Annotated in this window: 7 protein-coding genes and 1 pseudogene; 4 read left to right on the forward strand and 4 right to left on the reverse strand. The window is 51.3% G+C overall.

What is annotated here, in order from left to right:
* Window positions 1–1,152, reverse strand: a pseudogene (locus PAT3040_RS26965) (hypothetical protein); the annotation flags it as partial.
* Window positions 1,153–1,371: 219 nt separating this feature from the next.
* Here PAT3040_RS26965 and PAT3040_RS26970 point away from each other — a divergent pair.
* Window positions 1,372–3,099 carry a putative bifunctional diguanylate cyclase/phosphodiesterase gene (locus PAT3040_RS26970; RefSeq protein ID WP_108995119.1) on the forward strand — a complete coding sequence of 576 codons (1,728 nt, stop codon included), beginning with the start codon at window positions 1,372–1,374 and terminating at the stop codon, window positions 3,097–3,099.
* A gap of 158 nt (window positions 3,100–3,257) precedes the next feature.
* Window positions 3,258–4,058, forward strand: coding sequence for an undecaprenyl-diphosphate phosphatase (locus tag PAT3040_RS26975; RefSeq protein ID WP_087572083.1), 801 nt, complete (start codon window positions 3,258–3,260; stop codon window positions 4,056–4,058).
* 609 nt (window positions 4,059–4,667) lie between these two features.
* Here the strand turns inward: PAT3040_RS26975 and PAT3040_RS26980 are convergent.
* Together PAT3040_RS26980 and PAT3040_RS26985 are read right to left on the reverse strand one after the other, a co-directional pair.
* The gene (locus tag PAT3040_RS26980) at window positions 4,668–5,702 is read right to left on the reverse strand and encodes an ABC transporter substrate-binding protein (protein WP_181376860.1); all 1,035 of its coding nucleotides are present in this window, start codon (window positions 5,700–5,702) and stop codon (window positions 4,668–4,670) included.
* Window positions 5,703–5,810: 108 nt separating this feature from the next.
* Window positions 5,811–7,436: an AraC family transcriptional regulator gene (locus tag PAT3040_RS26985; RefSeq protein ID WP_181376861.1), complete on the reverse strand. Its 1,626-nt coding sequence runs from the start codon at window positions 7,434–7,436 to the stop codon at window positions 5,811–5,813.
* Between the two features lie 863 nt (window positions 7,437–8,299).
* On the opposite strand from PAT3040_RS26985, the gene PAT3040_RS26990 reads away from it, so the two are divergent.
* Both PAT3040_RS26990 and gdhA read left to right on the forward strand, forming a co-directional pair.
* Complete coding sequence (locus tag PAT3040_RS26990) at window positions 8,300–9,277, forward strand: diaminopimelate dehydrogenase (protein WP_087572081.1); 978 nt, start codon at window positions 8,300–8,302, stop codon at window positions 9,275–9,277.
* A 117-nt stretch (window positions 9,278–9,394) separates the two neighbouring features.
* Window positions 9,395–10,765: an NADP-specific glutamate dehydrogenase gene (gene gdhA, locus PAT3040_RS26995; protein ID WP_108995122.1), complete on the forward strand. Its 1,371-nt coding sequence runs from the start codon at window positions 9,395–9,397 to the stop codon at window positions 10,763–10,765.
* 110 nt (window positions 10,766–10,875) lie between these two features.
* Here the strand turns inward: gdhA and PAT3040_RS27000 are convergent, their stop codons facing one another.
* Window positions 10,876–12,246: a stalk domain-containing protein gene (locus PAT3040_RS27000; RefSeq protein WP_181376862.1), complete on the reverse strand. Its 1,371-nt coding sequence runs from the start codon at window positions 12,244–12,246 to the stop codon at window positions 10,876–10,878.
* Window positions 12,247–12,300 lie beyond the last annotated feature (54 nt).

Here is a 12,300-nt window from a genome sequence, read left to right on the forward strand (position 1 = left end):
CATGCGCTTGACATTGCGTCGGCCTTCGATATAGCCGGCCGCGCCTCCCGCCATGTAAGCCGCGCCGCCAATAATTGCGCCGGCGCCGGCAGCCGCGGTAGCCGCGCCATTGAGCGCCATGCCGGATACCTGTCTAACGCTGTTGACCGTGCCCGCGGTAACTCTCGCCAGGTCAGCCGCTCCTCCGGCGCCTTCGCCCGCGACGACCTGCGCCTTGCCGGCTGCGCTGAGCGCGCCGTCATAATTTTGGCTCGCATTATAGATTTGCGACACCGCGGCAACGCCGCCCAGCCCTCCCGCTATCGGAGCGGAGACGAGAGCCGTGCCCTTGGCGCCGGCCGCGCCAAGCGTCTGGCTGATCGTGGAGGAGCCGGATACGCCGCCTGCCGCGCTGGATGTGCCGATCGCCGCGTAGCTGGCGTAGTCGCGATCCTGATCGGCATTGTAGTTGGTGGTGTCGATCTTTTTCGCTTCCCTAACAATAACGGAGAACTTGTCCCAGTCGACGGACTTGCTGATGAAGCCGGACATCATGGTTTTCTTGACGGCGTCGACGGAGATCGCTCTCGCGCTGCCCGCCATCGTGCGGATGGCGCTCATCTTCTGTTCCGGACTTAAAGTATCAAAGAAGCCGAACAGATCCGTCTTTTTGGAGGAAGCAGCCTGCGCCTTCAGCCAGCTGTAGACCTCGCCATAGCCGCCTCGGCCTTGCAGATTCGGCGGTGTCCGGACTGCCGGAACGTCGGCGGCCGGGGAAGACGCCGATGAAACTGCCCGAGCGGGCGTCTCGACGACCGGCGTTACCGAAGCGGCAGTCGATGGGGCGGCTATCGAAGCGGTAGGCGTTGCTGCGGTCGATGGAGCTGCCGGAGTTCGTGTGGATTGAAACATATTGCCGGGACGCGTGATCTGCCGTTGAATCGGAGCCTGCGTGCCCGGGGCCGCCGCGCTGCGATCCCGGAACAGCTGCAGAACTGCCTGATTGCCGGAGGAACGCTGCAACTGCATGACGTCGGCAGGCGACATGCTGCCTTGCCTGAAGTTCGACAAGGCTTGTCCAGGAGCTGCTTGAGGCGTACTTGCGCTGCGCCCCGCGGGGGCAGGAGATGCGGTGGATTTGGATTGATGCACGTGATCGGCGGTTTCGGCCATTGCAAACACCCTCTGCTAAGTGGGAATCTATCTTTGTTTTTTACCATTCCGTGCTAGATTAGACAATTATATAGTAGCATAATCCTGGTCCTTTGGCACTAGGCAATACTTTGCGAGCAGGGTTGTGTGAAAGAGATTGAAATAACGGCAGTCTAGTGGGAAAATATATAGAACACAACATAGAAACGAAAAAAGACAGAGGATAGAGGCGAAGCCGAATTGAATAGCACATACTCCCTGGACGACGGCAACAGCGGGATATCCAGCAGCATCAAAGAACTCGCCGCGATCAAATACGCGCTTGACGTATCCTCCATTGTGGCCATGACGGATGCGCACGGCGTTATTACATATGCCAACGATAAATTTTGCGAGCTTTCGAAGTACAGCCATGACGAGTTGATCGGCAACACGCACCGCATTCTCAATTCGGGTTATCACAGCAAGCAGTTCTTTCGGGAAATGTGGGCGACGATCGCATCGGGCGAGGTGTGGTCCGGCGAGGTCAAGAACCGGGCGAAGGATGGCTCGCACTACTGGGTAAAAACTTTCATCGTGCCGTTTATGAGAAATAATAAGCCCTATCAATATGTCTCGATCCGCACGGACATCACGGAGCATAAACGCGATCAGGAGCTGATCCGGCATATCGCTTATCACGACACGTTAACAGGATTGTTTAACCGGGACAGTCTTCAACAAAGTCTGAAGCAGTCCATCGAGAGGGCTAAGCCGGACAATCGCAGCGTCTCGATTCTGTGTATCGACCTGGACCGCTTCAAGTTCGTAAACGATTCGCTTGGCCACTCGTACGGGGATTTGCTGCTCAAGCAGGCTGCGGAGCGGATGTTGGCATGCATTCGTCCGAAGGATATCGCCTCCAGGCTCGGCGGGGACGAGTTCATGATTTTGCTTCCGGATACTTATGTAGAAGAAGCCTATCAAATGGCGGAAAAGATTGTATCCCGGCTGTCCGAGCCCTACCAATTGGAACACTATGAAGCTTCTATTACGGCAAGCATCGGCATTAGCGCTTTCCCAAATGACGGAGAGCATCCGGAATCGCTGCTGAAGTATGCGGATGCAGCCATGCTTCAGGCGAAGCAGGACAATTCGAACCCGGTCAGAACGTTCTCATGGGAGATGAGAAGGGACTTCGAGCAGACGATTGATCTGGAGAAGGGGCTGCGAGAGGCGCTGGCGGGAGGAGAGTTTTTGCTCCATTATCAGCCGCAATACCACTCGCAAACCGGTCGGATTACGACGCTGGAGGCGTTGGTGCGATGGAATCGGGCAGGCGTGGGGCTCGTATCTCCAGCGGAATTTATCCCTGTGGCGGAATCCACGGGCTTGATCGTGCCGATCGGAAATTGGGTGATGAGAACGGCCTTCCAGCAGCTCAAGGCGTGGCATGAGGAAGGACTGCCTCCCGTCAAGATTGCGATTAACATCTCCGCGTTGCAATTCCAGGCGCAGGACTTCATCGAGGTCGTCACGGCATTGCTGCGCGAGACGGGGCTTGATCCGCAATATGTCGAGCTGGAGTTGACGGAGAGCATAGCCATGCAGGATGAGAAGCATACGCTGGCGACGCTGGGCGAGCTTAAGCGGCGCGGCATTTCTATCGCGATGGACGACTTCGGCACCGGTTACTCGTCCTTAAGCTACTTAAAGCGCCTCCCGCTGCATACACTTAAGATTGACCGCTCTTTTATCCAGGACATAACAAGCTCTGAGGAGAATTTGGCCATCGTCCGAACGATAATCGAGCTGGCGCGCATCCTCCGAATGGATGTTATTGCCGAAGGAGCGGAGACGGGAGAGCAAGTAGAACTGCTGAAGCTGCAGGGCTGCTTTAACGTACAAGGCTATTATTACAGCAGGCCGCTGCCGACGGATGACATGACGGAGCTGCTTAAAGGCGCTTTTAAGTCCGATAAAAACTAAACGGGTTACAATATTGTAAGCTTTCTGTCATTCATTTTCGATTGATTATTGACCCGTTCTTCAACTAAACTAATAATACGTGTGTTGAACAACCTCTAAATAGAGTTTGGGATTTTGGCGGGCAAGAGGCAGACTGTAGTGAAAGGCGGAGTTATGGCATGCAGGATTTTATTAATGCGATTATATTGGGTATTGTAGAAGGATTGACGGAGTTTCTGCCGGTCTCGTCCACGGGCCATCTTATTTTGACCGGCGACCTGCTGGGCTTTGACGGGGAAGCGAAGAAGACTTTCATGATCGTGATTCAGCTAGGCGCGGTAATGGCGGTTCTGCTGCTATACTGGAAACGGTATATGTCGATGCTTAAGGATATGGTAAAGCTCGACTTCAAGAAAAAGAAGCTGAACGTCATACATATGATTTTGGCGATGATTCCGGCACTGATTGTGTACTTGTTGTTTAATGATTTTATCAAAAGCGTGCTGTTCGGATCCGGTCCGGTGCTCATCAGCCTCGTTGCCGGCGGCATACTGCTCATCATCGCGGCGCGGGTAAAACGTAAGATCACCGCCGAAGAGACGGACGACATTACGTACAAGCAGGCGCTTGGCATCGGCCTCTTCCAATGTCTGGCGCTGTGGCCCGGCTTTTCCCGCTCCGGTTCTACAATCTCTGGCGGCTTGCTGCTAGGGACAAGCCAGAAGGCTGCCGCGGACTTTACGTTTATGATCTCGGTTCCCGTCATGCTTGGAGCGACGGTACTGGATCTGTATGACAGCCGCGACATGCTGACCTCGGATGATCTGCTGCTGTTCCTTATCGGCTTTATTGCCGCATTCGTAGTCGCTATGGTCGCCGTCGTGACTTTCCTTAACCTGATCAAGAAGCTCCGTCTGGAGTGGTTCGCGATCTACCGGTTCGTTATCGCTATTCTGTTCTATCTGTTTGTAATGAGATAACAGTATTATCAGGTACAACTTAACGTAGTTTTCCAATGAAAGTACACATGCATGCAACACTTTGTTATAGGGTGTGCGGCGTATGTGTACTTTTTTTGTGCAGCAATCAAGCGGTTTTGGGGCATTTCTTGTGCTTGCATAACCTGCAGCTAACGAACTTGATGGATGTAATAGAGTCTCTGTATTGGTACGCACAAGTAAAGACCGAGCCGTCGGCTCGGTCTTTACTTGTCCTCGTTTAGGAAATGATGCGACATACCAGACTGAAACGCCGATGGTTCGTGAAGTAACTTTGATTAGCGTCCATAGGCGTTAGTAACGCTTATGGCTCCGAAAAGTAGGCGAACGAGCAGCTGTAGGCGTTAAAAACGCCGATGGACCGTGAAGTAACTCTGATAAGCGTCCATAGGCGTTGTTAACGCTTATGGCTCCGAAAAGTAGGCGAGCGAGCATCTGTAGGCGTTAAAAACGCCGATGGACCGGAAAGTAACTCTGATTAGCAGCATAATCGGAAATAGCGTCTATGAAACCAAAATGTGCAAGTCTTGCAGCCACAATGCTAGCAAAGCCAGTTACATACCGTACTCGCTCGCCCTAGAGCCTGCGTTCCTATTGCTGCGTTGCTTGCAGCAGTTCGGCGAAAGCGTCAAGCTGCTTCATGGTGGAGAGCGGATCGGTCGTGAAGTACGTATCCCAATTCAGATCGAAGACTCGATTGTTCCCGGACGCGGGGAGGTTCTTCCAAATCGCTCCTTCCGTCACTTCGGCAGCTCGCTCGGTTCCGCCGTCATTTGCGAGCACGGAGAGGAAGACATAGTCGGAGTTTGCATATTGCGGCAGCAGCTCTAGCGAAATTTCCAGCTGTCCGAGCCCTTTGTCAATGACCTCCTGCTGAACGATTTCCGGCGCCTTCAGATCTAGCAGGTCATAGATGACGTAGCCGCCCATTGCTTTGTTGCCGTAGATAAATTGATTGGCAGGACGAATGTTGAAGATCGTAACCGTCTTGTCTTCGCCAATGATAGAGCCGACGGTTTGCTTCGTCTCCGCGACTTTGGCATCGAATTGTTTCTGCCAAGCCTCCGCTTCGGCCTGCTTGCCCAGAATATCTCCGAAAAGGGCGATCTGACCAGGCGGATCGTATTGAAGCCAAGGAATCCAGATGGTTGGCGCTATTTTGGACAAGGCTTCGTAGGTGTCCTCGACATGTGTCACGATCAGGTCGGGGTTTAACTCGACGATTTTCTCAAGATTCAAGCCTGTCCAAGAATCGCCAACATGCTCGATGCCTGCCCACTCTTGTTCCAGGAGAGGGTACTTGGCCCATTCGTTGTCCGCGCCGACGGGCTTGACGCCTAGCGCTAGCATGGCGCCAGTATATTGAATCGCTACGACACGTTCCGGGTTAGCGGGGATGACGGTGACGCCTTTGCCGTGTTCGAATTCTCTGGTCTCGTTTTCTCCGCTGTTGCTTGCTGCATTGGAACCGCCAGTTGTGTCTGTCGATGCGACTGTTGCCGATGGCGAAGGCGAGGTCGAGTGACTGGCCGTATTCGCGTTCGAACTGTTATTCCCGCAAGCTGCGAGCAGGAAGACTGCCAGCAATAAGAGGCTTGTCATCCATAACTTTTGTTGTGCTTTCACTTGTATTACCTCCTGATATTGATTCTCATTGTCGTAAAGAATCATACCAAAGGTACCTTTGGGCGACCATAGTCTAGTGTAAGAAGTTGTTTGGACTATTGTAGGAAGTTACTCCGGTCTGTCCAGCCATTGCTGGATATCCAACAGCTGCCACTGGATAGACAGCGGATCGTAGCCATGCCAGCGACTCATATCGGCATGGCGGACAAGACCGCCTTGCTTGCGATACTTCACCCACAGCTCGCTGGCCAGCATGTCTTGCGTTCGGGCTGCAGCAAGGGGGGAAGGTGCGGTAACTACAATCATGAGATCAGCCTCAAACCCGGGAAGAATGTCGCAAAGTTCGATTGCCGCGGAAGCGCGATCTCCTATGGCTGTCCTGACGCCGGGCGGCGGATTAAACTTGAGCTCTTTATAAACAACCTGGCTGCCCATGCCTCTGTTGAGGTAAACATAGGAAGTCGTATCCCTGATGTTAACAATAGTAGCGGTAAGGCTAGCCATGCCGCTTTCCGACATGGCCAACCTTACGCAATCGACCTTCTTATCGAATTGTGACAGCCATTCCTTTTCCTCGACGGAGCGCCGACACACTTGCGAGAGTATATGGAAGTGGCCGCGCCAATCGCCGATATACCAGGGCAATACAAGCGTGGGGGCCAATAGCCTGCATGCATGCAGGCGCTCGTGATCCAGGTTGTCGATGCCGATCAGGAGATCGGGACGAAGGACGGCAAGCTCATCGTTCGTGAAATCAGTCGTCCAGTCCCGGCATTCGCATCCGGCGCCCCTCAGAAGGCTGTCGTATTCGCCGAAGCCCCAGGGGTAGGCGGAAGTGGCGGCAGGAACAATTCCAAGCGCGAGCAGATGCATCGTCAGATGGGGATTAAGCGAGACGATTCTTTTGTCCGCAAGAACATAATTCGTAGGAGAGATGCCGACCTCTTGCTTGAACCGCCGGCTGACATAATATTCATCCTTGTAACCGACTTCCTTGGCGACATCGCTTAACCGTGCTCCTGCAAACAACAGCCTTTCTTTAATGTGGCGGATACGCAGCATTGTTATGTAATCCGTCAGACTGCGACCGCTAATTTGCTTGAATAAGGAAGAGAAATATTCAGGACTGAACCCCGCCATCCCGGCAAGTGCGCTGCGCTTTAAATTCTCGTGGTAATGCAAATCGATGTATTTCATAACACGATTTATAACTTCCCCGTTGTCTGACTCGATGTCCGAGGAATAGGTATTGGCGGCTGTCAGCTCGTACATCCATTCGTGGAAGCAGCGTTCCCTCCGGGCAACGCCCAGCAGGTCGTGGCTATGACCAAGATCCGCCATATCTCGCGCGAGCTGCAGCATCCGCTCTGGCATTGGAGAAGCCAATTCTCCCCAATCGGCAAAGCCGCCGTCCTCTCTGGCGTATCGAATGCTCTCCGCGCTACGTTCCAAGGGCATGAGCCTGTCGAATCGGACCAGAATGGCAGCAAATTCGTTGAAATAGGGCTCAATGGAAAAGGGCATGTTAGGCAGCGCGTAATAGCAACGGCCCGAAGAGACGGGATATTTGCGACCGTTCAACGTTAAGGCGCCCATTCCCGATTCGACGATCAGTACGGCGTGCTCATGCGGCAATCGCAGTTCAGCGTGGAGGCTGTAACGGTCGGCGGATACGAACGCATTAATGACGGGAGAAGAAGGCGCTTGCCTTCCGTAGAGGGGGGCATCCACCATGTCGTTTACCTCCATAATAGAAACAGTTGAATCCAATAGTTTTAGTCTATTTGACCACAATAGAATTTACAAGCTCGAGAACTCGGAGACGATTTCCCATCAATATCAAAGTCAACGGCAACCGAAGCCGGCCGCAATTGTGGCAATTGTCGGAACAAAATGTGCGAGAACAGGCGTCAAAACAGGCTGGATACAGGGCCATTCGGGCTAATGAAGCTTTCCAAGGACGTTTTTTTTTGTTTTTTTGGGAAGAAAATAGTAAATTTGTTTAGTTGAATCGGACAAATCGTGTTAGATAACGTACTGTATGGAGTGTATATAAGTTGAATATGAACATGATTGTAGATATATGTCATGTTGTTTAACTTTATGAGTAACTAAATACCTCAAAGATTAAGGCGGAAGAGGAATATATGTACATTTGCTAGCCGTTTTAATGCCATTTTGTATGCGCTTCTTTAAGCCGGGAACTGATATTATTCGGTTGAAAACCTGGATGGGTTACACTGATTCATTAGTCTTTTTAAATTGCAAAACAGTGCGTCTAGTCAGTAAATGCTGATGTAAAATCACCATTTTTCATGCATTTTTATGCATCCGAAAAAGGCAATTGAAAAAATGGTCATCACGTCGGCATTGCATCAATTTTCCACTGGCATTTGCTTCGGATTAGAATTGCTTACTCATGTTAGATTACCTGCGTTTGCATGATTTAATTATTTGTTTGCATAATTGCGATAGATTATTTAAAATAAAACGATATTATGAGGTAAATGAACTCATTTTCGGCAAGAGCGGCAAAATCTTGGCTAAACTCCTAAACGGGATTGTAGGGGTGTGTGCTTTATTTTAGGAGGAGCAAAATGGAAACTGTGAAAGTAGGCATCGTGGGATACGGCAACCTTGGCAAAGGAGTCGAGCTGGCCATTAAACAAAATCCAGATATGGAGCTTGTTGCGATCTTTACGCGCAGACAGCCGGATCAGATGGCTTCGGGTGACGCCAAGTTTGAGCATATTTCGGCGACTGAGCAGTACATCGGCAAAATCGACGTCATGATTCTATGCGGCGGCTCTGCGACGGATCTTCCGGAGCAAACGCCTTTTATGGCTAGCATGTTCAACACGGTAGACAGCTTTGACACGCACGCCAAAATACCGGAATTTTATGATAAGGTTAATGCTTTAGCAGAGCAAAGCGATAAACTGAGCGTAATCTCAACGGGCTGGGATCCTGGACTGTTCTCGCTTAATCGACTGCTGGGGCAAGCCATCCTGCCGGAAGGCAAGGACTTCACGTTCTGGGGCAAGGGCGTCAGCCAAGGACATTCCGACGCGATTCGCCGCGTTCCCGGCGTAAAAGCAGGCGTGCAGTACACGGTGCCCGTGCAATCGGTCATCGAGCGTATCCGCAACGGCGAGACGCCTGAATTGGAGACGCGCGAGAAGCATCTTCGCCAATGTTACATCGTTGCAGAAGAAGGCGCGGATCGCGATGCCATTGCAGAGACGATCGTATCCATGCCGAACTACTTCGCCGATTACGATACGACTGTCACGTTCATCACTGAGGATGAGCTGAAGTCCGAGCATAGCGGCATGCCGCATGGCGGCTTCGTCATTCGAAGCGGCGTAACGGGATCGGGCACGAAACAAATTATCGACTTCGGCCTAAAGCTGGAGAGCAACCCTGAGTTTACAGCAAGCGTGCTTGTGGCCTATGCAAGAGCAGCTAAGCGGATGAGCAAGGAGGGCCAGACGGGAGCGCGCACAGTATTCGACGTACCATTGTCCTATCTGTCGCCGAAGTCGGCCGAGGAGCTTCGCCGCGAGCTGCTGTAAGGCATACCGCATGAATCACGATTGTCGCAATATATATGCTTTACCCTATTCATAGCGCAAACTTCGGATTACCTGTACTAAGGTCCGACGTTTGGAGCCAAAGGAGCGACCACATAAGTGAATGAGTTATTGACCAAGCAGCAGTCGGCGAAAGACTATGTACAATCCGTCTACGAGTTGATTATCCACCGCAATCAAGGCGAAAAGGAATTTTTTCAGGCGGTAAAAGAAATTCTGGATTCGCTTGTTCCGGTTCTGGAAGCGAACCCGCATTACATCGAGCAAAACATTCTGGAGCGGATTACCGAGCCGGATCGTGTTGTCTATTTCCGCGTGCCATGGGTGGACGACAAAGGCAAGGTGCAAGTGAACCGCGGTTTCCGCGTACAGTTTAACAGCGCACTAGGTCCGTACAAAGGCGGACTTCGCTTCCATCCTTCCGTAAACACAAGCATTATCAAGTTCCTCGGCTTCGAGCAGATCTTCAAAAATGCGCTGACCGGCCAACCAATCGGCGGAGGAAAAGGCGGCTCTGACTTCGATCCGAAAGGCAAGTCCGAGCAAGAAGTTATGCGTTTCACGCAAAGCTTTATGACGGAGCTGTATCGTTACATCGGGCCGGACATCGACGTTCCAGCCGGTGACATCGGCGTTGGCGCGCGCGAGATCGGTTATATGTTCGGTCAATACAAGCGGATTCGCAGCGGCAACGAAGCCGGCGTTCTGACGGGCAAAGGCCTGCAATACGGCGGAAGTCTGACGCGTAAGGAAGCGACAGGTTACGGCTGCGTGTACTTCGTTAACGAAATGCTGCAAGCAAAAGGTTTGGAACTGGAAGGGAAAACGGTAGTTGTCTCCGGCTCCGGCAACGTATCCATCTACGCGATCGAGAAGCTTCAACAAATGGGCGCCAAAGTCGTTGCCTGCAGCGATTCCGGCGGTTACGTGCACGACGAGGAAGGTATCGATCTGTCCCTCCTGAAACGCTTGAAGGAAGTTGAACGCAAGCGGATTAGCGAATACGTTCAGTCCCGTCCGAACGCGACTTATACAGAGGGCTGCGAAGGCATCTGGTCCATTCCTTGCGAGATCGCTCTACCTTGCGCGACTCAGAACGAGATCGACGAAGATGCGGCGAAGCTGCTTGTCGCTAACGGTGTTATCGCAGTAGGCGAAGGTGCGAATATGCCTTCCACGCTGGCGGCGATCGACGTATTTATCAATGAAGGCGTACTATTTGGACCTGCCAAGGCAGCCAATGCCGGCGGCGTAGCCGTATCGGCGCTGGAGATGGCTCAGAACAGCATGCGTCTGTCGTGGTCCTTCGAAGAAGTGGACGCCAAGCTGCATGACATCATGCGCAACATCCACCGCAATGCCGAAACGGAAGCGGCCAAATACGGCCATCCGGGCAACCTTGTCGTTGGCGCCAACATCGCTGGTTTCGTCCGCGTAGCTGATGCTATGATCGCTCAGGGCGTTGTATAAAACGACTAAGCTATTATTTTCTTTAATAACCATATGAAAGCACCCCGCAGCTACACTCTAAAAGTGCAGTTTGCGGGGTGTCTTTGTACTTGTTTAGGAAATCATGCTATTTAGTCGGAATCGATATTGACGAATTGGCTTTTACCATCCCAGCTCACTTTTTTCTTAAGCGATTCCCCAATAAATCGAAGGGGAACATAAGTTGAGCCATTCGCGATTCGAGGCGCTTCGGTCAGCTCCATCGCATTTCCATTTACATAGGCGGTGCGCGAGCCAATGGAGAGCTCCAGGCGAAGACCTTCCTTGGAGCCTGTTATTTTTTTGCTGCTGGAATCCCAAGCCACTTTCATACCGTAAGCCTCGAACAATGATCGGAATGGAACCAGTACCGTTCCTTTTTCGTTAATAGGTTTTACGGATAACGGGAGCGGCAAATTATCCGAATACACCTGTACGCCTTTTAAGCCAAACGCGACAATGCCGATATCATGATTAATGGAATAAATATTGTCGTTGGCGCCGATGACGATTTCGGTTATCCTGTGCCAGAAGCCGTTTCGGAGGAACGCGAATATTTCATGGCCTTTGCTATCCAATCCAATTATATTACCGACGCCGGTCGGAAAATAAACATTCCCTTTACTGTCCGTAGCTAAAGGTTTTAACGAGCCTACGCCGTATTTTTCGGATTCTCTAGGAATATACATCCACTTGGAGTTGCCATTCGCATCTATCTTCTGTATAGATCCCCTTATCGAAATATAGTACCCGCCTTGCCCGTCCGTAGGGATGCCTGAGGAGCGAATATCATCGTAATCGAATAAAGAGGCAGCTTTCCTATTTTGACCGTTGCGGCTATCCAAGCCATGAAGCCCTTTATCCGTCAGCATATAGATAGATCCTGTACTGGAGAAGAAAGGATGAAAAGTATTAAAGGAATCGAGATACTTTTGAGGCTGCGAAGTCCATCTCTCGTTTCCTTCCGGGTCCAAAGAGATAATTTGTTGTTTGTTGTTATCTACATAAATATTCCCTTGAAGATCCGTAAATACTTGGGCTTGATGGCCGTTATACTCGACAGGGGGAGAAGTCGTAATGTCGCCATTAATCCAATTAATATCGCCTTGAGCGTTTCTTGAAACCAGCCCTTCATTCGTGAAATAAATCAAGTTGCCGGAAACATCCCCTGAAAATTGGCCTTCAAAACGGCTGATGATATTGTCTGATTCGAGCTTCCACTTGATAGCTCCCTCTTCGGACAGCGCAAAAACCGTCGTTCCGCTCCCCTGATACAAGATGTCGGAACTATAAGCGTATAGGGTTCCGTCATTGCCCAGATGTAAATTGAAAACGGAAAGATCTTGGTCCGAGGCAAGTTGCGTGCTCCATTTTTCCTGGCCGTTGGGATAGATGGCTTGAATCCTATTATCACTGTCTGAAATGTAAAGGATACCGTTACGGGCTTCGGCGATTTCGAACATGAGCGGGTTATCCAGCTTCCATTTTACGGCGTATCGAGCGGAATTAAGAAGTCG

This window comes from Paenibacillus agaridevorans, assembly GCF_003112455.1.
In the GTDB taxonomy this organism is placed as follows: Bacteria; Bacillota; Bacilli; order Paenibacillales; family Paenibacillaceae; genus Pristimantibacillus; species Pristimantibacillus agaridevorans.

Bases quoted from the DNA above. Each gene is read 5' to 3' on its own strand.
- PAT3040_RS26975 (WP_087572083.1), top strand. From the start codon at position 3,258: ATGCAGGATTTTATTAATGCGATTATATTGGGTATTGTAGAAGGATTG.
- PAT3040_RS26985 (WP_181376861.1), bottom strand. From the start codon at position 7,436: ATGGTGGATGCCCCCCTCTACGGAAGGCAAGCGCCTTCTTCTCCCGTC.
- PAT3040_RS26990 (WP_087572081.1), top strand. From the start codon at position 8,300: ATGGAAACTGTGAAAGTAGGCATCGTGGGATACGGCAACCTTGGCAAA.
- PAT3040_RS27000 (WP_181376862.1), bottom strand. From the start codon at position 12,246: ATGTTCGAAATCGCCGAAGCCCGTAACGGTATCCTTTACATTTCAGAC.